Source organism: Gammaproteobacteria bacterium, from assembly GCA_016199745.1.
GTDB lineage: Bacteria > Pseudomonadota > Gammaproteobacteria > Acidiferrobacterales > Sulfurifustaceae > JACQFZ01.
On sequence record JACQFZ010000060.1, the window covers coordinates 1 to 20,567 of the forward strand.

At 59.8% G+C, this 20,567-nt stretch carries 21 protein-coding genes and 1 tRNA gene; 9 read left to right on the forward strand and 13 right to left on the reverse strand.

Annotation, left to right across the window (positions count from 1 at the left end; translation table 11 throughout):
* Positions 1 to 119: 119 nt before the first annotated feature.
* A complete protein-coding gene (locus HY308_16350) occupies positions 120 to 743 on the reverse strand; it encodes a class I SAM-dependent methyltransferase (protein MBI3899848.1) in 624 nt (207 codons plus the stop codon).
* A 357-nt stretch (positions 744 to 1,100) separates the two neighbouring features.
* Entirely contained in the window at positions 1,101 to 1,406 is a 306-nt protein-coding gene (locus HY308_16355) for an ATP-binding protein (GenBank protein ID MBI3899849.1), read from the reverse strand.
* Between the two features lie 138 nt (positions 1,407 to 1,544).
* Here HY308_16355 and HY308_16360 point away from each other — a divergent pair, with 138 nt between their 5' ends.
* The gene (locus tag HY308_16360) at positions 1,545 to 1,724 is read left to right on the forward strand and encodes a hypothetical protein (GenBank protein MBI3899850.1); all 180 of its coding nucleotides are present in this window, start codon (positions 1,545 to 1,547) and stop codon (positions 1,722 to 1,724) included.
* Between the two features lie 263 nt (positions 1,725 to 1,987).
* On the forward strand, positions 1,988 to 3,883 hold the full coding sequence (locus HY308_16365; protein MBI3899851.1) for a protein kinase: 1,896 nt from the start codon (positions 1,988 to 1,990) through the stop codon (positions 3,881 to 3,883).
* Between the two features lie 12 nt (positions 3,884 to 3,895).
* Here HY308_16365 and HY308_16370 read toward each other — a convergent pair whose 3' ends face one another.
* Entirely contained in the window at positions 3,896 to 4,636 is a 741-nt protein-coding gene (locus HY308_16370) for a hypothetical protein (GenBank protein MBI3899852.1), read from the reverse strand.
* Between the two features lie 252 nt (positions 4,637 to 4,888).
* Positions 4,889 to 5,743, reverse strand: a complete 855-nt coding sequence (locus HY308_16375; protein MBI3899853.1) for an alpha/beta hydrolase — start codon at positions 5,741 to 5,743, stop codon at positions 4,889 to 4,891.
* A 306-nt stretch (positions 5,744 to 6,049) separates the two neighbouring features.
* Between HY308_16375 and hrpB the strand changes: the two genes are divergently transcribed.
* Entirely contained in the window at positions 6,050 to 8,557 is a 2,508-nt protein-coding gene (hrpB, locus tag HY308_16380) for an ATP-dependent helicase HrpB (GenBank protein ID MBI3899854.1), read from the forward strand.
* On the opposite strand, the gene HY308_16385 is transcribed toward hrpB, so the two are convergent.
* From HY308_16385 to dksA, 7 genes are all read right to left on the reverse strand, one after another.
* Entirely contained in the window at positions 8,532 to 8,993 is a 462-nt protein-coding gene (locus tag HY308_16385) for a GNAT family N-acetyltransferase (protein ID MBI3899855.1), read from the reverse strand. The genes hrpB and HY308_16385 overlap by 26 nt on opposite strands.
* A 36-nt stretch (positions 8,994 to 9,029) precedes the next feature.
* A complete protein-coding gene (locus HY308_16390) occupies positions 9,030 to 9,878 on the reverse strand; it encodes an EamA family transporter (GenBank protein MBI3899856.1) in 849 nt (282 codons plus the stop codon).
* A 52-nt stretch (positions 9,879 to 9,930) separates the two neighbouring features.
* On the reverse strand, positions 9,931 to 10,905 hold the full coding sequence (locus HY308_16395) for a hydrolase (GenBank protein MBI3899857.1): 975 nt from the start codon (positions 10,903 to 10,905) through the stop codon (positions 9,931 to 9,933).
* A 60-nt stretch (positions 10,906 to 10,965) separates the two neighbouring features.
* Positions 10,966 to 12,168 (reverse strand): diguanylate cyclase, encoded by a 1,203-nt coding sequence (locus HY308_16400; protein MBI3899858.1) that lies wholly within the window; start codon positions 12,166 to 12,168, stop codon positions 10,966 to 10,968.
* A gap of 244 nt (positions 12,169 to 12,412) precedes the next feature.
* Positions 12,413 to 13,237, reverse strand: a complete 825-nt coding sequence (locus HY308_16405) for an undecaprenyl-diphosphate phosphatase (GenBank protein MBI3899859.1) — start codon at positions 13,235 to 13,237, stop codon at positions 12,413 to 12,415.
* Between the two features lie 49 nt (positions 13,238 to 13,286).
* On the reverse strand, positions 13,287 to 14,717 hold the full coding sequence (locus HY308_16410; protein ID MBI3899860.1) for a dihydroorotase: 1,431 nt from the start codon (positions 14,715 to 14,717) through the stop codon (positions 13,287 to 13,289).
* A 16-nt stretch (positions 14,718 to 14,733) separates the two neighbouring features.
* Positions 14,734 to 15,168, reverse strand: coding sequence for an RNA polymerase-binding protein DksA (dksA, locus tag HY308_16415; protein MBI3899861.1), 435 nt, complete (start codon positions 15,166 to 15,168; stop codon positions 14,734 to 14,736).
* Between the two features lie 495 nt (positions 15,169 to 15,663).
* On the opposite strand from dksA, the gene HY308_16420 reads away from it, so the two are divergent.
* Positions 15,664 to 15,885, forward strand: a complete 222-nt coding sequence (locus HY308_16420; GenBank protein ID MBI3899862.1) for a hypothetical protein — start codon at positions 15,664 to 15,666, stop codon at positions 15,883 to 15,885.
* On the opposite strand, the gene HY308_16425 is transcribed toward HY308_16420, so the two are convergent.
* Positions 15,875 to 16,690, reverse strand: a complete 816-nt coding sequence (locus HY308_16425; GenBank protein MBI3899863.1) for a sulfurtransferase — start codon at positions 16,688 to 16,690, stop codon at positions 15,875 to 15,877. The genes HY308_16420 and HY308_16425 overlap by 11 nt on opposite strands.
* A gap of 87 nt (positions 16,691 to 16,777) precedes the next feature.
* On the opposite strand from HY308_16425, the gene queD reads away from it, so the two are divergent.
* The 3 genes from queD (at position 16,778) to HY308_16440 (ending at position 18,566) form a co-directional block, all read left to right on the forward strand.
* Positions 16,778 to 17,137 carry a 6-carboxytetrahydropterin synthase QueD gene (gene queD, locus HY308_16430; GenBank protein ID MBI3899864.1) on the forward strand — a complete coding sequence of 120 codons (360 nt, stop codon included), beginning with the start codon at positions 16,778 to 16,780 and terminating at the stop codon, positions 17,135 to 17,137.
* Positions 17,038 to 17,811 (forward strand): alpha/beta hydrolase, encoded by a 774-nt coding sequence (locus HY308_16435; protein ID MBI3899865.1) that lies wholly within the window; start codon positions 17,038 to 17,040, stop codon positions 17,809 to 17,811. Before queD ends, HY308_16435 begins: the two co-directional genes overlap by 100 nt.
* A 107-nt stretch (positions 17,812 to 17,918) precedes the next feature.
* The gene (locus HY308_16440) at positions 17,919 to 18,566 is read left to right on the forward strand and encodes an ankyrin repeat domain-containing protein (protein ID MBI3899866.1); all 648 of its coding nucleotides are present in this window, start codon (positions 17,919 to 17,921) and stop codon (positions 18,564 to 18,566) included.
* A 17-nt stretch (positions 18,567 to 18,583) separates the two neighbouring features.
* Here HY308_16440 and HY308_16445 read toward each other — a convergent pair.
* Positions 18,584 to 18,659 (reverse strand) — tRNA-Glu (locus tag HY308_16445).
* A gap of 76 nt (positions 18,660 to 18,735) precedes the next feature.
* Here HY308_16445 and pcnB point away from each other — a divergent pair.
* Positions 18,736 to 20,055, forward strand: a complete 1,320-nt coding sequence (gene pcnB / locus HY308_16450) for a polynucleotide adenylyltransferase PcnB (protein ID MBI3899867.1) — start codon at positions 18,736 to 18,738, stop codon at positions 20,053 to 20,055.
* A complete protein-coding gene (gene folK / locus HY308_16455; GenBank protein MBI3899868.1) occupies positions 20,052 to 20,543 on the forward strand; it encodes a 2-amino-4-hydroxy-6-hydroxymethyldihydropteridine diphosphokinase in 492 nt (163 codons plus the stop codon). Before pcnB ends, folK begins: the two co-directional genes overlap by 4 nt.
* Positions 20,544 to 20,567 lie beyond the last annotated feature (24 nt).

Sequence of the window (20,567 nt, forward strand, 5' to 3'; positions counted from 1 at the left end):
CTTGGCCCGGCAGTAAATCCTTGATTCGTTCCCACTGGTCGTCTCGCAATCCGTATCGTCTGGCCATCTTCCGCTGTGCTTGCTCGCAGTTGGAGAGAACAGAAGTATGACAAAGGGGATTAATTGATGACAGGCCCTAGCGCGTCCCATGCGGTCACCAATTTGCGACGCAAATACGGCTGAACGCTCGTTATGCGAAAGCCGGCGCGCGTGAGTTCGAACACCCAGCGGTCGAGCGGCCACAAATTGCGGTGTTCGTAGTGGTGGTTGCGCCACTGGCGATATGCCGGAAGTGGCAGCGCCAACCAGTTGCTGAAGGCCTCGGTCGGTGCGGTAAAGATTAGGCGGCCGCCGGGGCGAAGGAGTCGATGGGCTGCAGTCAGCGTTAGCCCGACGTTTGGCAAGTGTTCCAACACGGAGTTACTCAGGATGGTGCCCACGCTTGCCGCCGGAATGGTGGCGTCTTCGAGTCGCTGCTGTTTCAGTCGATCATACATCGACAACGCCGTCGCGCACGTGATCGCATGCGCGCTCGGATCGACGCCGATATCAACGCGCGGCAACACGAATGAGGTGACGATGCCGTCACCACAACCAAGGTCGAGTATCGGCCGTTCGTAGGTCTGCAGCCGCCGCGCGGCGATCTCGGCGGCGCGCCACAGCGTCAGCGACGGTCCGAGACGTTCGAGCAGAATGTGGAAATCGCTAGCGGCTAATCGCAGCGTCGGCCGAGGCGGTTCCATAGGTTCATTTAAACGCGTTAAGCGACATGAATACAAAGCGGGTTTCATCGACTCACACTTCTACCATCGCGACACGCGTCACTGGACGTCGGTCGGTGACACGCGTGGTTAAGCAGCGCAACGTTCAGCGGCTGATTTTTTGCCGGACCGATTGAGCTTGGAATCGTTGCGCGCCGCCGCGGCGGGCTGCACTGGTTGTGATCTCTATCGCAACGCGACGCAAACGGTCTTCGGCGAAGGGCGATCCGGCGCATCATTTCGATCAGCTCTACCCAAGCAATCGGTTCGATTCGAACGGTACGCCATTGCGCATCACGTAATAGGCCGCGCGCGAGAGTTTGTGAGCAAACGCCTTCGTTACGCGCGCTTACGCTGATAGAACCGATGCGCTGCCTTATGATGGCGATCGATGAGCCGCGGTAACCGAAAGAACCGCACTGAGTAATCCATGCGGCAGGCCGAATGGGCCAGCGCACACGCCAGAAAACTTTTACCGACACCCGCAGTCCCGGTGATCAGGACAGCGTTCACCGATCCACCCGAGATCGCGCACTTGCACGAGCGTAGCCACAGACAGACCCCGCACAGCAGCCAGGTCGAGATCTTCAATGACCGCCCCCTGCGGCAAGCGTGCCCAACGCAATCGTTGCGCGAGCCGGGCAGTGGCGCGCTCGGTCGCCTCGTGTTGGATCAATAAACCTAAACGTTCTTCAAACGACAGCGCCACACGATCGACATTCGCGTGCTGCTGTTCGAGAGCGGACGAATACGCTAGAACAACAGACTGCCGCTGCGTCGACGATGCCAGCCCTCTGGCGCTGCTTCGTCGCCGACAAGGGCGGCCAGCAACTGCGCGTTTGTGAACGGATCGTCGATGCCAACGGCAAGTCGTTTACCGACACCTCCGCCTGGTACTGGGCGGAGGTAACCGGCCAGTCGCACGGGCCGTGGCAGTCGACTACGAAAGCCGTGGCGTTGTAAGCACGTCGGCGCGTGATCGCGCATATCTCAACACGCTGTTCGAGCGGCGTACGCCGAAGCCGCTATCTGCCGTAAAAATGGGAAAATCCAGCCGCCGATTTATTTGCTCCCGGCTGGCACGCCCGCGGGGTGGCCGCGAAAAGACAGGGTCTTTGCCTATACTAAGCTAAGAGCTCGGCCGCCCCGGGAACGGCGCCTGGCCGAATAAATCGTGTGAAAAAGTTCGAACCTTATCCAGCTCAGTTCCGATTACCGAGAGTACTGTGACCGAAGCAACGATCGACATCCAGATCCCTGGTTACCAGATTCTGCGCGAGCTCGGCCGCGGCGGGATGGCGAGCGTTTATCTGGCGATCCAGGAAAGCATGGAGCGCGAAGTTGCGCTGAAGATCATGTTGCCGTCGCTGGCGGCGACCGATCCGTCGTTCAGCGAGCGCTTCATCCGCGAGGCGAAGATCATCGCCAAGCTGTCGCATCCGAACGTCAACGCCGTGTTCGATGTCGGCGTCGCCGGGCCGTACCACTACTTCTCCATGGAATACATCACCGGCGGCGGTTTGCCGCCGCGCATCCGCAACGGCATGTCGCCGAAAGACGCGCTCGCTATCACCCGGCAAATCGCCAGCGCGTTGGCGTTTGCGCATGCCAAGGGTTACGTGCATCGCGATGTGAAATCCGAGAACGTTTTATTCCGCGAGAACGGCACGGCGGTACTCACTGACTTCGGCATCGCCAAAGTCAACGACGGTGCCAGCCAGATGACGACCACCGGCACGGTCATGGGCACGCCGCACTTCATGAGCCCGGAACAGGCGATGGGCCGCGCGATCGACGGCCGCTCCGATATCTACAGCCTCGGCATCATGGTGTTCCACATGCTGACCGGCCGCGTGCCATACACCGGCGATTCGGCGGTGTCGATCGCGCTGAAGCACGTCACCGATCCGCTGCCGCAGCTGCCGCCGTTGTTGCTCATCTACCAGCCGCTGCTGGAAAAATTTCTCGCCAAGGATCCGGCGCATCGGTTCCAAACCGGCGAGCAAGCGATGGAAGCGATCGACGCGTTCGTCACCGGTCCGCATACGACGGTAGTGACCAAGCCGGCGGCGACGCAACGGACCGTGGTTCTCGGCGCCGGCGCTATCCCTGCACCGACGGTTGTTGCGCCGGCAAAGCGTCGCTCCGGCGTGCTTTGGGTGGGGGCGGTGCTGGTGCCGTTGTTGGCGGGTGCCGTGTATTTTGCCTGGCGGGCGCCGGCGGTACCGGTGCCGACGGTGCGCGCGCCCGCGCCGGCACCGGTCGCGACCACCCCGGTCTCGTCCGAGGCCGAGCTGGCGGCGCTGGACGTACAGATTAAGAAGGCGCTGGTAGCGGCCGACCGCGCTGCCCGCGCCGGGCAATATTTTGCGCCCGCCGACACCGCCGCTGTCTATAAATACCGGCGAGTATTGGAGTTGGTGCCGGACAACACCCACGCGCGCCGTGCGCTGAATGACATCGCCGGCCAGTTCATCGCCCACGCCGAGCGCGCTATCGAGAAGGGTAAGTTCGATCAAGCCGAAACGCTGCTGAAGCAGGCGGAAGAAGCGGATCCGAGCCATCCGATGTTGTTCTCGCGCCAGCTCGCGCTCACCGACTTGCGGCAGAAGCAGATGGCCAGTGTCGCCACAGTTCGCGTTCAACCGAAAGCGGAAGCGGCGCCGAAACCGCTATCGGTCGAGTCGACACCGGCGGCGCCGGTGTTGCCAGTGGCGAAGGAAGCGCCGAAGCCGATGGTCGCGAGCGTCGAGGACCTGCAGGCCAAAGAACGGCGTGAGCGCGAGTATCGGCTGCAGGGGCTTGTATCCCGGTTTCACGATTTGCTGACACCGAGCTCGCTCAGTGCCACTCGCGCCGGTCTCGCCCAAGAGTTGCTCGGCGAAGCCATGCGCATGGCGCCGAACGACGAGCGCGTGCGTGTGTTGACCGGGCAACTGGCCGATGCTTATCTCAAGCTCGCTATCGGCAAAGTCGAGCAGCGCGAGTATCCGGACGCGGAAACGCTCATCGGTCGCGGTCTTGAGCTCAGTCCGGACCACCGAGCGCTGAGCAAGTTACAAAAGGAAGTTAGCGAGCAGAAAAAGAAGTCGGCGAAACGGCAGACGTTCGGTTCCTTCTAGCGATCGAGCCGATCAGAAGTAATTGGCGATGCCGATAAAGAAGTTCGTGTACTTTTCGATAATCCCGACCGGTTCGGTCATTTCGTACTCGGTAATCTTGAAGCCCACGCGATAACCGAGCGAGCCGGTCAGCGGCCCAGTCCAGGTCAGGCCGTAACTCAGACCCGTACTGTCACCGTTCGCCCGAAAAAAGGATCCGCTCGGACGCGTAAAAATTTCCAGATTACCTTCCAGTTGTGCATAGGCGATCGACAGCACGAGGTTGCCGGTATCGCTGAACATTTTAGTGTAGGTCATGCCGCCGAACGGCCCGGTTTCGGTGTACTCGGTGGTGGCGACGATAAAAACGGAATCGAATGTGGTCTCGGTAAATTTACTGGTGCCGTCGGTGTAGCCGAAAAAGAAATTGAAGGGCGATAGTCGATAGCCGACGGTAAACGTCGAATCGACGCGGGCAAATTCGGTTGTGTTCGCGAGCGTGCGGTCGCCGCTTTGCGCGGTGCTGCTGCCGGTGTCGGCCGTTATCGATTTGTCGTACGACAAGCTGGTGTAAAACGATTTGTAGCCGAGCACCAGCGTCGGGTTGATCGTCACGAACGACGGGCTGTACGAGCTGAGGTTGCGGTTAATTTCCAAGCTGAAATCTTTGAAGCCGACATCCACTCCGCCAACGACCGTCACGTCGCCGTCGTCGGCCTGAACGACGCCGTTACCGGCGGCCACGAGTAGGAATGCCAGCAGTAGTCGACGCATTTGCCCTCCTTTGCAGAAAAGATGGATGCCGGTAGTCGGTCGTCTGAAGTACGAGCTAAAAAAGTATAGTACCTACGTCAACTGGGTAAGGAAGCGGTAAAAGTGCGACCACGAGGGCACTTAAGCAACTCGATCCATAACACGAAGGGCCCCCTCGCCTTGTGGGAGAGGGGTTGTGTATCGTAGGATCACCCCTCTACCCGGCGGTCTCCCACAAGGGGAGGGGAGTATCTGCTGATACTTTTATTAAATTTATTTTCTTAAGAATTGCCGCGTAATCCAACCTTCGATTTCGCCGCGTACCTCCACCGGCTTTTCCGTCAACGGCCAATGATAAGCGTCGATCGTTGCGCGCTCGATATGTGGTAGATCGGCGAGCAAGCGATCGGTGACGGCGGGATCGGTGTAAGTAACGCTGCGCGACAACAACACCAACATCGGCGCGCGGATGTGTGCCGGTTTCGGTAGCGGGCGCATCATTTCGATCAGCTCTTGTAGATAGTGGCCGATCGGCAGGTATTTGAAGTCGTTGAACGGCGAGGAATAGTGACGCACGAATTCTTCCGCCTTGCCGGTGGCGAGGAACTCGGTACGTACTTTTTCGTCCCACAGGCGCAGGTCGCGGCGCGGGAAATGACGGCGGTGTAGGCCGAGCGCGTTCAATACGCGGATGATGGCGACGATGACGCACAACAGCGGCCGCAGTCGTCGCAGCCACGGCCAGCTGCCGCGCAACGCTTGCGGAAACGCCGGGTCGATCAGCACCAGACCGCGTATGCGATTTGGAAAACGATCGGCAAACTGAAGTGCCAGGTGCGCGCCGAGGCTGTGGCCGATGACGATGGCGCGTTCGCAATTCTCCGCGTCCAGCAACTCGATTAAATCGTCGCTCCAGATTCTAGCGCTGATTTTTCCATGCATGATCGATTCGCCGTGACCGCGTAAGTCCAAGCGTAAGATGTCCCACTCTTGCTTGAGCGCGGTGTGCTCGACGAATTCCGACCAGCGCGTCAGGTTGCTGGCCATGCCGTGGAGCAGCACGATCAGCCCGCGCGACGTTCGCCCCGTCTGCCACAGGCGATAATGCACCGCCGTCCCGTCCGGCATTATGTGGGATTTCGTCAGTTCCATTGGCAGGTCGGCGCGTCTCGGCGAAGCGAGATCGCTTGGCTCATGGGGCATAGTCGGTATCGCCGCGCGCGGGCGCATCCTTGAGGTAACGATCGAGTTCCTTTTCGGGACCAGCGGGGAGAGCCGATAAACAGAAGATCTGCATTGCAGCGGTCGGTGTAAGTCTGTTGCTTATTCATAGTAGCGGCTGTCATCGAGGCTGGCCAGTTTCTGCCGTAAACCCGATCGATTGCAGGGGAAGGTTAGAGCGACGATGGCGTTTCGATTACACTCGCCGCCCCTATGCAAAATCTTCCGGTCCACGAATGTTTACCGGCGCTGCAAGCAGCGCTGACGGCGAATGTTGCCGTTGTGTTGCAGGCACCGCCGGGCGCGGGCAAGACGACGGTGGTACCGCCGGCGTTGCTCGCCGCCGACTGGCTCGGCAATCAGCGCATTCTCATGCTTGAGCCACGCCGGTTAGCGGCGCGGGCGGCGGCAGCGCGCATGGCCGACGGCTTCGGTGAAGCTATCGGCGGTACGGTCGGTTATCGCATTCGCTTCGAATCTAAAGTTTCGGCGCGCACGCGCATCGAAGTCGTCACCGAGGGGATGTTGACCCGACGGTTGCAAACCGATCAAGCACTCGACGGCGTCGGTCTCGTCATCTTCGATGAATTTCACGAGCGGCATTTACAAACCGATCTGGCATTAGCATTAACGCGGGATTGTCAGCGTTTGTTACGGCCCGATCTCAAGATTCTTATTATGTCGGCGACGCTCGACGGCGCCGGCATTGCCCAGTTTCTAGAAGCGCCGCTGATCAAGAGCGAGGGTCGATTGTTTCCGGTCGACGTGCGTTATGTCGCGCGCGAATCGGACGCGCCGCTGGCGGCGCGCGTGGCCGCCAGTGTGCGCCAGGCGCTGACTGAACAGGCCGGCGATGTGCTCGCGTTTCTTCCCGGTGGTGGTGAGATCCGACGCGCGCAAGCGCTGTTGGCCGATAGCACGAACGACATCGATATCCGGCCGCTCTACGGCGATTTGCCGTGGGAGCAGCAAGATCGTGCGCTACGTCCCGGCGATCGACGTAAAGTCGTTTTGGCGACGCCGATTGCCGAGACCAGTCTCACCATCGAAGGTGTACGCAGTGTCGTCGATAGCGGTTACGCGCGCGTACCGCAATTCGATCCGGCGAGCGGCTTGACGCGTCTCGCCACCGTGCGGGTTGCGCGCGCTTCTGCCGATCAACGCGCCGGCCGTGCCGGTCGTTTAGGTCCCGGCGTGTGTTATCGGTTATGGACCGAAAGCACCCATCGCGGTCTGCTCGCGCAACCGTTGCCTGAAATCAAAACCGCGGATTTGGCCGGTTTAGCGCTCGAGCTGGCGTTGTGGGGCGCAAACGATGTCGGTGCTCTTACTTGGCTCGATCCACCACCGCCAGCGGCGCTGGCGCAGGCGCGCGATTTGCTAACCGAGCTTGGCGCCATCAATGGCGACGGGCGCATTACCTCGCTCGGCCGAGCGATGGCGGCATTGCCGCTGCATCCACGGCTGGCACATCTGGTGCGCGCCGCTGAGGAATTCGCTGCTGCCGGTATCGCTTGCGACATCGCCGCCTTGTTGAGCGAGCGCGATATCTATTCGAATAACGCGCGCAAGACGGTCGACCTGAGCGAGCGTCTCGAAGCGTTGGCGGCGTTTCGTGCGCGCGGTCGCGCCGGTGCGCAGGCATATGATGCCGATCCGGGAGCATGCGCGCGCATCGAGCAGGCAGCGCGCCAATGGCGCGGTCTGGTGCGCACATCGGCACCGTCGTCGTCGACGACGGTCGACATCGGTGCGCTGTTGGCGCTGGCTTATCCCGATCGAGTGGCGGCGCAACGTGAGCCGAACGGCACGCGCTATCTGCTGGCCAGCGGTCGTGGTGCGCGTCTGCCGAATTACGAAGCGCGGTTGCGCTCGCCGTATCTCGTGGTAGCGCATGTCGATGCCGGAGAGAGCGAGGGCGTAATTCATTTAGCGGCGCCGGTCGATGCGAACGCGTTGCGCCACGCGCTGAAAGATCGCATCGTTACCGAAGATGTGGTGCGTTGGGATGATGCCAGCGCGTCGGTGTTGGCGCGGCGCGAGGAACGTTTGGGTAAGTTGTTGTTGCGCACCGAAGCGGCCGCGCGCGTCTCGTCCGACAAATTGATCGACGCCATGCTCGCAGGAATTGCTCGTCTGGGTATTGCCGCGTTGCCGTGGACCGAGGACGCCCGTGGCTGGCAGGCGCGCGTGTTGTCGTTACGTCATTGGTTGCCTGACCAAGACTGGCCCGATGTTTCGGACGCGGCACTGGCGGCGACGCTAGCCGAGTGGTTGGCGCCTTACTTGGACGGCGTCACTCGCCGCGACCACTTAACGCGCTTGCAGTTACTCGACATCTTGAAGACGCGCCTCGATTGGGATCAGCAAAAGCGGCTCGACGAAGGCGCGCCGACGCACGTGACGGTGCCGAGTGGTTCGCACATTCGCTTGGCGTACACGCCGGGCGAGTCAGCGGTGCTGGCGGTCAAGCTGCAAGAAATGTTTGGCCTAGCGGATACTCCGCGCGTGGCGTGGGGCAGGGTGCCGGTGACGTTACATCTGTTGTCGCCGGCACGACGACCGATACAGGTCACGCAAGATCTACGGGGTTTTTGGGAACGGACCTACGCCGAAGTAAAAAAAGAGTTGAAAGGGCGCTATCCAAAGCACCCGTGGCCGGACGATCCGTGGAGTGCGCCACCGACGCGCCGCGTCAGCCGACCAAAGCGCGGTCCGTAGCCGTCGTCACTAAATTCTTCACCATTAGCACGGCGCTCGCCGGACAGAGACTAGAGAACTCCGTCGTATCACGGATACCCGCCGGTGCCGCTGCGCGCGCCGATGGTTGATAACCTCTTCGTCGAAAAAATTTTTCGGCGGTCGTTGTTAGCAGGTACAGCGATTCGATGCCATTGGCCCGCGCATACTGTTCGGCATGCACGACTAGCCGAGAGCCTACGCCGCGACCGCGCTGCACCGCGGTAACGGCGAGGGAACGTAGTAATGCGGTGTTGCCGTGTAACTCGAAGCCGATCACACCATCGGGTGCCGACTTATCGCCATAGCCAAAGAAATGGGCCAGGAGCGTGTCGGTGATATCGGCAGTCGGTAAATTTTCTGCGGCCAATAAGTTTTTGACAGCAGCCATCGACGGCCGTGAGTAAATGGTCGTCATCGTTCGATACCTCCCTGCGCTTTAACCGAAAATGACTCACGACGATTCCAATCGTCGCCGCGAGCACGAGCCGATAATTGCGCCGCCGACGATCAGTGCCATCGCCACACCGGAGCTCGCGGTAAACGTGCCGCTGCCGCTGGCGATCAAGACCAGGGTGGAAAGCATCGGCGTGAGATAAGCCAGTGAACCGATAATGCGCGGATCGCCGTTCTTCAAAGCAGCGTCCCACAGGAAAAATGCGGCGCCCATCGGCCCGAGGCCGAGCAACAGCAGAATCGGTACATCGTTGGCGGCGAAGCTATAACTGTCTTCAAAGATGACATGCATCAACAACGACAGCAGGCCGGCGCATAGACAGAACAGGCCGATGGCGGCGTTGGGAAATGGCCGCACGCGTTTGGTCATGAGCGAATAGCTCGACCAAATAAAAGCGGAGATGCCGGCGAATAGATAGCCGAGCATATATTCCGAACGAAAATTGAATTGGCCGCCGGTAACGATCAGTGCGGCGCCGCTCAAACCGATAAGTGCGGCGATGATGTGATGCGCTTGTAATCGATAGCTCGGTAAAAACAGCGGCGACAATACGACGATTAGCAGTGGCCACAGATAGTTGATCAAATTCGCTTCGACCGGCGGCGCGTGACGTAGCGCCATGAACAGGCAGAAGTGGAAGCCGAATAGTCCGTAGATGCCGAGCAGTAATATTTTGTACGGCACGCGCCACTGAGAAATTTTATGAACGCTGCAGACGGCGCCGATGACGAGTGCCGCACCCACCAGCAAAAACGGCGGCATCCGTGCCAGTTGCAGTCCGAGATAGGCGAGTATGCTCCAGAGCAAAACGGCCAGTAGCGATTGGGCGAAGGCTTTGGCGTACATGGTGCTTGTTAGAGATTTTTGAGAAAGTGGCGTGGCCTATATTACCCCCGCCCTAGCCCTTCCCCGCAAAAGCGGGGGAGGGAATAAAGGAGCGGAGAAATGCCGGCACTCGTTCTTCCAGCCAATAATGCGGGCGCCAGGGCCAGCGGCCGGCGACAAAGCCGACGTGGCCGCCGCTACGGTGGATGTCGAGTGTCACGCAGTCGGCTAGCTCGTGCTGTTTCGGGACGACGTCGGGCACCATGAACGGGTCATCGAGCGCGTGGATTAGTAGCGTCGGTACGGCGATATGCTTCAAGTATTGGCGTGCACTTGAGACGCTGTAGTAATGCGCAGCGTCGCGGAAGCCGTGCAGCGGTGCGGTCACGCGATCGTCGAAATCGCGGATCGAGCGGAAGCGCAGTGGGGTGGTCAAGGTCAATGGCAGCACGACTTGTCGGCGTTTTTGTTCCAGCGCATTGCGCAGCGCGAACATAAGATCCCATTGGTAGAGGCGCGAGAAGCCGCTGTCGAGTTTATCGGCCGCGCGACTGAGCTCGTAGGGTACCGAGATAGCGACGGCGGCAACCACCGGGGCTCGGTCGCCGGTTTCGCCCAGCCACTTGAGTAGCACGTTGCCGCCGAGCGATACGCCGATGACGGCGATGGCAGTGGACGGCTCGCGCTGGTGGAGTAATTGCACGATCTGGTCGAGATCGCCGGTCTCGCCGGAATGATAGGCGCGCGGCAATCGATTCGGCTCGCCGCTGCAGCCACGGAAGTGCAGCAGCGCGCCGCGCCAGCCGGCGCGATCGACCGCACCGAGCACCGAGCGTGCGTAGCGTGAATTCGATGAGCCCTGCAGACCGTGCAACATGAGCACGATCGGTCCACGAGAGTTCGATGTCCAATCGAGGTCGACAAAATCGCCGTCGGCTAATTCAATGCGCTCGCGACGTAACGCGAGCGGCGGCCGCGGCCTTAGTCGATTGGCCCATAGCGTTTGCAAATGGGCGCCGGGGCACCACCAAGCGGGTTTGAATGTCATGGGTAAAACGGGCGGGCAACGGCCCGCGAGCGGGTAAACGGGGAAAGCGCCATATTGGCGCTATTGTTTCACAAGGCCGAGCTTTTCTCGAAGTTGAGACAGGATGGCGGCAAGATCGAGATCGAGTTGTTGATCGCAAGCGTCGAGCAGCGGCATAACTTGGCTGGCGAGATCGGGTAAATAGGGGACCAACTTTCCGGCCTCGCCGTTTTGCAACATTTGCAGCGCCGCTTCGAGCGTGGGTTCTTCGATGATCGCTTCTTCCGGCGGTGTGACTTCGTCGGCGTAGTTCATGCCTAGCTGGTTGCCGCCGGCTGCCTTGGCGAGCGTCAAGCGTTGTTCGGCGCGCGCGAGTAAATCGTCGATGGTGTCGACACGATCATCGTTGAGCGTGGCCAATCCTAAGCTAATGGTCGCCGGTACGATGGTCTCGCCGTTGTTGAAGGGCTGTGCCGCGACCGCCGATCGTAGGCGTTCGCACAACACCGTTGCGGCTCGGCGATCGGAGTTTGGCGCGAGAATGGCGAACTCGCCGCCGCGAATACGCGCCGGTGTGTCCTCGGTGCGAGTATTGCTGCGGATTATGTTGGCGAGCCAGACGAATAATTTGTCGCAGGCGTCGTCGCCCAACTGTTTGTAGATCGCGCGGAAGTTGTCGAAATCGACGCGAACGACGGCGAGGTCTTGGCCATGACGTTTGGCGAAGGATACGTCTTGCGCCGCTCGTTGCAGAAAGTAGCGTCGGCTGTGGAGCTCGGTTACTGGATCGACCGCCGTCTGATCTTCGAGCGACTTGGTGGTTTCCGTCAGTTTACGGGTGGTCTCGTCGAGGCGGGCGTGGGCCCGCGTGCGCGCCAGCAGCTGCAGGCTGTCGAGCGGTTTGGTGACGAAATCGGTTGCGCCGCAGGCATAAGCGCGTTCGCGCGTTTGTTCGTCTTGGGCGCCGGTGATGACGATCACCGGGACGTCGCGTACCCGCTGCGGCTCGGCGGCGCGGATGCGACAGATGAGCGAGTAGCCGTCGAGCTTCGGCATCTCCATGTCGGTGATGATGACCTGTACGCGCTCGTCCTCGACCAGGCGCTGCCAAGCGGCTTCGCCGTCTTCGGCCTCGATGAGATTGAATTCACCGGTCAGCGCTTTGGTGATGGCCCGGCGAATAACGCGCGAGTCATCGACCACGAGTACCCAGGGTTTATCTAGGTTCGGGGCGACTGATTCCGTGGTCGTTGCCGACGGCTGTTCTGCGGCCTGTTCGTGCATAAATTAGGGGGACGTTCCTCCGCCTCTCCAAAGGTAGTCCACGCTTATCGTCAAATCCAAAGTTTGCGAATTTAGGCCGTTCCCGGCCCTTCGCCAAAGGAATTGCACATAATATGCCAAGGTCGAAATACGGACGGCGTGGCTGAATCAGCCGCTTTCGTCGTTTTTCGGGTGATCGGGGAGGGTTGCCGGCTACCCTGGAAAGGCAAGCCGGCGGACGCGATGCTGGGCGAACCGGTAAAAATTACGTCGCCGACCAATCAACGATGGCCCAATACCAGGTGGCGGTCACCAATAGCCCGAAGCCAATGCGGTACCAGGCGAAGGCAGTGAAGTCATGCGAACTGATGTAGCGCAATAAGCCCCGTACCGCCCAAAAGGCGCTAATGAAGGCGGCAACGGCACCGACGGCGAATAGGCCGGCGTCATCGACGGTGAGGGTATGGCGCTCCTTATAGAGTTGATAGGCCGATGCCAGGAGCAGCGTAGGGATCGCCAGGAAGAAGGAGAACTCGGTCGCGGCGCGGCGCGATAGCCCAATCAGCAGGCCGCCGATGATGGTAGCCCCGGAACGCGATGTGCCTGGGATTAAGGCAAACGCCTGGGCGATACCGAGCTTGAGCGCATCTACCGGCGTTAAATCATCCACCGACTCAACGCGAACCCGGTGCTCGCGCCGTTCCGCCCACAGAATGATCAGGCCACCGACGATGAACGTCGTTGCGACCGTGGCCCAATTAAATAAATGGGCCTTGATCGCTTTGCCGAACAGCAGGCCTAAGATCGCCAACGGTAAAAACGCGATGGCGACGTTAAGGGCGAAGCGCCGGGCCTTACGATCGGTCGTTAGTCCGCCGATAACGCTGGTGATCTTGCGCCGGTATTCCCAGCACACGGCCAAGATGGCACCGGATTGAATGACGATCTCGAACAGCTTGCCTTTGTCGTCGTTAAAGTTCAGCAGATCGCCGACCAAGATCAAATGACCGGTGCTGGATATCGGCAGGAATTCGGTGAGTCCTTCGACAATTCCGAGAATGACGGCTTTCAAAAAAAGAATCAGATCCATGGTTTCTTATATCTCGGAAGCGATGTCGGGCGGTTGAGTCCGGCCGACGTTAATTGAATTTAAGTGCCGTGCCGTACACACCATCGCGGATACGGCCATGGTCGAAAACGACGCGGCCGTTGACGATCGTGTAAACCGACCAACCGGTAAGTTCACGCCCGTCGAACGGCGACCAGTGGACTTTGGTGAACATCTCGTCGTTGCGTACCGGTTTGTAGGTCGTAAGGTCCACGAGCGTGAGGTCGGCGTCCCAGCCTTCGATGATTTTTCCCTTATTAGCGATGCCGTACGCTTCCATCGCCCGCCAGCACATCCATTTCTGAACGTCGGCCAATGTGCAACGCCCGGCCTTCATGGCGGTGAGCATCGTCGGCAACGAGGTTTCGACGCCGGGCATGCCGGACGGCGATTGCGGATAGCCCTGCGCTTTTTCTTCCAGCGTGTGCGGCGCGTGGTCGGTAGCGATGAAATCGAGCACGCCGTCGCGCAGGCCTTGCCACAAGACGTCGTTGTCGTGCGGCGTGCGAATCGGCGGATTCATTTGTACCAACGTGCCGTGGGTGGCGTAGTCGGCGGTGTTTAGCACCAAATGATTCGGAATCACTTCCGCCGTTACCCAGGTCGGTTTGTCCCGTCGCAGCAGCTCGACTTCATCGGCAGTCGACAGATGCAGAATATGCAACCGCCGCCGGTATTTCTTGGACAACGACAGCGCTTTCTCGGTCGCGAGTCGGGCGCATTCGTTGTCGCGGATCTCCGAGTGAACGGCGATATCGGTACGATGGCCGAGCTTGGCTTTGCGTTCGTCGATGCGTGCTTCGTTTTCGGCATGGACCGCGATTAGGCGCGTGCCGTTGGCAAAGATACGTTCGAGGTCCTCGTCGCGGTTGACCAACAGGCTGCCGGTGCTGGAGCCCATAAAAATCTTGATGCCGCAGGCAGGTTCAGCGCGATTCAGCTCGTCGAGGTTGTTCGGCGTCGCGCCGATGAAAAAGCCGTAGTTCACGACACAGCGGCCGGCGGCGCGCGCCAACTTGTCGTTTAACGCCGCCTGGTTAGTGGTCGGCGGGTCGGTGTTCGGCATTTCCAGAAAGCTGGTGACACCGCCTTTGGCAGCGGCACGCGAACCGCTGGCGAGGTCTTCTTTGTATTCCTTGCCCGGCTCGCGGAAGTGCACTTGCGGATCGATTGCGCCGGGTAACAGCATTAAGCCGTTGGCGTCGATCGATTCGTCGGCACGGGTGCTGATGGAGCGGTCGATTTTTTCGATGCGGCCGTTATTGCAGTACACATCGCCGTCGATGGTCGTGCCGTCGGGGCGCGCGATGCGGGCGTTTTGGATGAGTAGGGTGGTCACGGGAGGAAGGGTGTCTTTGGACCGCCGTGGAAGCGAGTCGATTTCGGGAAGTTTGTCTCTGCCGTCCCTGGCGCGACGGTGTGACTTCGTTGAACCCCGGCCCGCACGTCCGTGTGCGGACATTCGCGACTGCCCCGGCTCACCCCATTTGTTTTTCGCGAATCTCGTCCAGCGTCTTGCAGTCGATGCAGAGATCGGCAGTTGGCCGAGCATCGAGCCGTTCCAGGCCGATTTCGACGCCGCAGACTTCGCAAAAACCGTAGTCGCCGGTGTCGATGCGGGTGAGCGCCTCGTCGATTTTCTTGATGAGCTTGCGTTCGCGATCGCGGCTACGCAGCTCGAGCGACATGTCGGTCTCTTGGCTCGCACGATCGTTCGGATCCGGCGGGTTGTCCGGTTCGTCGCGCATCTGGTGCACCGTGCGGGTGAGCTCTTCAAGCAGGTCGGTACGCCACGCCAGCAGTTTGGTGCGGAAATGATCGTGTTGCTTTTTGTTCATGTACTTCTCGCCCTTCTTAGCCACGTACGGTTTAATCGGCTCGGGGGCTTCCTTACGTTTTTTAATAACGGGCATTTAATAACTCCTGAATATTAGGGCTTTGTTGAAGCCCGGGCCCGAAAAAAAATGAGCGCGAATCTATACCAGAAAGGGTCAGGGGTCGCAACCGCAAGCGACCGGATAATCGGCCACTAAGACACATTATTGTGATCCCCCATGTGACAGTTTTTTGGTTATTCAAAAGACGAACGATGTCGTTAAGCTGCTGCGGCAAGTCGCGAGGCTCAACGGCGCCAAGCTCTTTGTCCAGGCTGGCGCTGACGAGTGCAGCCGTCAACGGCGTCAGCACCTCGCGCAGGGTCCCAAGAACGAGCGCCACCGCGATTAGCGACTAAAATCCATGTGGTATTCATCGTAATTTGGCCTCAGAAAAGGGGAAGTACTCTGCTTGGACGCAGTACCGGGCGAGGGCGTTCCAAGCGAATTAACCCCTATCCGTGGCATGGTCCTTGCTCCCTTTAGGGGTAGGACCGGCGGACCGCCGCCGATCAGAAGCTAAGGCGGTGTACCATGAACTCAAATGCTTTAAGTGATCTGTCGAAAGAACTGATTAACGAGGCGGAGAGCGCCTGCGCCGAGTCCGACCCGGAAATGCGCGAATCAGCAGGGATGGTACTGGTAGGAGATATCTACGCTGTCCTAGCCTCGCACCCCGAAGAGCACCTCGAAAAAATTCACGACGTTCGACCGCCGGAAACTGATACCGACAGTCTTGAGCCGTTCATTCGATAGGCGTATCCGGCAGGCTGCCCCATTCCGACCATGAGCCGGGGTAAGCTCGGACCCGCGGGTACCCCAACGTTTTAAGGACGAAGTACGTATGTGCTGACCGATGATGCGTCTGGCAATACGTCACGATCTCTTTATCAGGCGTTATACCGAGCCCTTCCAACGTACGTTTAATGTCTGCCGCATTCTTCAGGCGCGTTTGGCGCATGGCGTCCATGGCATCGGTCCATTGGAAATTTACTGCGCCGGGGATGTGCCCGGCACGAGCCGACCGTTTCACCTTTCCGCTGTATTCATCCGGCGAGCGCGCATCCAACAGTACGACATTGGGATCGCGCAGGTGCGCGAGGATGTATTCCTTGTCGGCAATTGCATTACGGCTGATTTGCACCGGATAGCTGGTTGCCGACACTGGCTTAACGCCACTCTCCACCGGTCGTTGCTCCGCCAGCCAAGCACGGATACCGCCGTTCAAAATCGACAGGCGCGCGTGGCCAATGACTTCCAGGGTCCATAAGAATCGCGCCGCGCGGCCATTGCCTTCGTCGTCGTAGGCGACCACCTGTTTGTCCGGTGTCAGCCCAATGCTGCCTAAGGCTTCCGCCAGCTGCTGTGGTTCCGGCAGCACCGCCGCTGCTGGCGGGCGCGGTGCAATGATGCGTGCGTAATCGAGGTGCACGGCGCCCGGCACATGACTGCGGGCGTGGAGTGCAGGTTGGCTGAGGTCGATAATGGCGAGCGCGGGATCGCCAAGGCGGGCCGCCAACTCGGCGGGTTCAACCAACAACGGTAGTAACGGTTGCGTCATTTCAAAGCGTCTCCCTGAGCAAGTGTCGTATTCTAATCTGTGCCGCGGCGCGGCGATAAGTTCCGTCGATGAGGTAAACTGGCGCCCGTGGAAATATACAAAGTCTTCATGATCGAAGCGGCGCATCGGCTGCCCAATGTACCCGAAGGCCACAAATGTCGCCGGCTTCATGGCCACTCGTTCGCGATCGAGGTCCGCGTGCGCGGACCGGTCGGAGCGGATACCGGTTGGGTGCTTGATTTCGCCGACATCGGCCGGGCGTTTGAGCCGCTGTTTCGCCAGCTCGATCATAATTATCTAAACGAAATTCCTGGCTTGGAAAATCCGACCAGCGAACACCTGGCAAAATGGATCTGGCAGCGCTTGCAGCCGACGTTGCCGTTGTTGTGCGAGGTCGCCGTGCGCGAGACGTGTACCGCCGGTTGTGTCTATCGCGGCAAAGGATAACGGCAGTGAGTGTTCGAAACGATCCCCCTATTGAATTACAAACCGCCGCTACTGTCTCCGCTTCCATCATCTGGTTGCACGGACTGGGCGCTGACGGTCACGACTTCCCGGGTATTGTTCCGGAGTTGCGATTGCCACCGACCTTGGGCGTGCGCTTCGTGTTTCCGCACGCACCGTATCGGCCGGTGACCCTTAATAATGGCTACGTCATGCGTGCGTGGTACGACATGGCGATGGCCGAGCACGGTTATCAACAAAATATTGACCATCTGACCGAATCGGTCCGGAGCATCCATTCCCTCATCGAACGCGAGCAGGGTAGGGGCGTAGCGCCGAACCGTATCATCGTCGCCGGCTTTTCCCAGGGCGGGGTCGTCGCGTTGCATAGCGCGCTACGCTTCCGCCCGCGCCTGGCCGGCGGCATTGTTCTTTCGGCCCCTGTGTTCTATATAAATGAGTTGTTAGACGAGACCGCCCCGGTAACCGAGTTGCCGCTGTTTCTCGGCTATGGGACCGATGACGGGATCGTGCCCTTCGTTTATGGCGAGCAACTGCGGTCGCAATTGCAGGCGGCCGGCTGGCCAATCGAGTGGCACGTTTATGACATGGAGCACAGCGTCTGCCTGGACGAAATTCTGGATATCGGCCGATTTATTGCGCGCACCCTCGGTTAAATGGCGTAAGAGGCGACTAGAGTCTTTAATTAGGACATCCAAAACTCTAACGAGCCGTTGGCGCCTCTGCCCGAACCGGGCGGCCGGCGCAGGTACTAAGGGGAACTATGGTACTGCTGCGTGAATCGCCGCTTGATTGGGCGCTGGTCGGTGTAGTTGCTCTGCTGGTCATCGGTGCCAATTTGCCAACGCCGCTGATCGAAGTCGTTAACTTCGATCGGCGCTACTTCGTGATTGGGCTGGCCCTGGTCGTCTGTGTCGCCCTCGTTCGTTATCTCAAATTCGCGTTACTGCTGCTGGTGTTCCTGCTGGCTGTCGGCGCCAACCTCCCAGAGGAATTGGCGAAGACATTCAATATCGATCCGCAGATCATGTTGCTGGCGCTGTTGGCGATGGTGGTCGTGTCGCTCAGCAATAAGATCTGGAAGCTGCCGACCGGCAACGACAAGAAAAGCCGTTCGCCCAGCCTCCATGGCGCTGCTGCGCTTTTTGGCGCCGTCCTGAAGGGCCGCATCGCCATCGTCCAAACGTTGTTGAAACAGGGCGTCAACGTGAACACCCGCACCGTCACCGGCAAGACGCCGCTGATGGCCGCCGCTTATAAAGGCTACAGCGATATCGTCCAGCTGCTGCTCGACAACGGCGCCGAGGCCAATGCACGCGATACGCGCGGCGACTCGGCGTTGAAGATGGCGGAACGAGGGGGTTACAGCCGAATCGTGCAGACACTGCGGGCGTCAGGAGCCGCAGACTAGAAGAAGAGGCGGGTAAATGGCGCTCCCTAGGGGATTCGAACCCCTGTTACCGGCGTGAGAGGCCAGCGTCCTAGGCCACTAGACGAAGGGAGCGTTGTAATGACTGACGAATAATGCCAGTGCCGCGGAAAGCGGCTATTATACGTGGCGCTTTGACTTACACAACCGTATCACGCTGAGATCCAAGGTAAAAAAGATTAAAGAACCTCTCATCATTCCGCGCGCCGAGCACTCGATCTCGCGCGCACTCGTCAGCGAAAACGCGCTCAAGGTCCTCAATCGATTGAAGGAAGCCGGCTACGCCAGTCTGCTGGTCGGCGGCTGTGTGCGCGATTTGTTGCTGGGCCGCGAACCGAAGGACTTCGACGTCGTTACCGATGCGAGCCCGGAAGACGTCAAAAAGGTCTTCCACAGCGCGCGCCTGATCGGTCGGCGGTTTCGCTTGGCGCATGTGCGGTTCGGCCGCGAAATCATCGAAGTCGCGACCTTCCGTGCGGCACCGCCGGTCGGCGTTGATCTCGAAGTGCACGATCACAACGTCTTCGGCACGCAGGAAGAAGACGCGCGCCGCCGCGATTTCACCGTCAACGCGTTGTACTACAACATTCGCGATTTCACCGTCATGGACTACGTCGGTGGAGTCGAGGATTTGCAGCGCGGGCTGTTACGCATCATCGGCGATCCCGTGATCCGGTTTCGCGAAGATCCGGTGCGCATGCTGCGCGCCGTACGTTTTGCCGCCAAGCTCGGTTTCCGGATCGACGACGCGACCGCCGCGCCGATTCATGAGCTCGGCGCGCAGTTGTTGACTGTTCCACCGGCGCGCATGTTCGAGGAAATCCTGAAATTGTTTCAGGGCGGTTATGCGCTTGCCACCTTCGAATTGCTGCGCAACTACGGACTGTTCCGCTATTTGTTCCCGATGACGGATAAGGCGCTGGAACGCGAACAGAACAATTTCCCACTGACACTATTACCGCAAGCACTCACTAATACCGACGCGCGTATCGCCGAAGACAAACCGGTAACGCCGGCGTTCTTGTTCGCCGCATTGTTGTGGGAACCGGTGCGGCAACGTGCTGCTGCGCGTGAAGCACAAGGCATGCGGTCGTCAGAAGCCCTCGAACGCGCTGCCGAAGAAATTCTGCACGAGCAGTTGAAGCACATCATGATCCCGAAGCGCTTTAGCGTGCCGATGCGCGAGATCTGGTCGATGCAATCGCGGCTCGAGCGCCGTTCCGGTCAGCAAGCGTTTCGCATGCTCGAGCACAAACGTTTTCGCGCCGCCTATGACTTTTTAGTGTTGCGCGCGCGCAGCGGCGAAGCTGACGCTACGCTTGCCGAATGGTGGACGCGGTTTCAGGAAGTTGCCGAGCCCGAGCGTCGTTCGATGGTGGAGGCGGTCGTTTCGCCGGCGACGCCCGGTAAAAAACGCCGTCGCCGCCGTCGTCGTAGCGGCTCGTCGCCATCGCCCACCGCGCCGCAATGACAAAAGTAGTACGGGCCTATGTTGCCCTCGGCAGCAATCTGGCCGATCCGATGGTGCAGGTGCGCGCCGGCATCGACGCCCTCGCGGCATTGCCGGAGACGACGGTCGTGCGCAACTCGTCGTTGTACCGCACGGCACCCGTTGGCGTCACCGCGCAACCCGACTTCATCAACGCTGTCAGCGCGATCGATACCTCCCTGACGCCTGAACGGTTAATGCAAGCGCTGCTTGCCACCGAACAGGCGCACGGGCGCGTACGGTCGATGCCCGGCGGTCCGCGTACGCTTGATCTCGATCTGTTGCTTTACGCCGATCTGCAATTACAGTCGACGTTAGTTACTGTGCCGCATCCAAGACTGCACGAACGCGCGTTCGTCCTGTATCCTCTGGCCGAGATCGCGCCGAACCTGCAGGTGCCCGGTCGCGGCGATATTGCCGAGCTGGTGCGCCGCTGTGCCGATCAGACGATCGAACGTTTGCCGGCATAAATTGCCGGCACCACCACGAAGCAA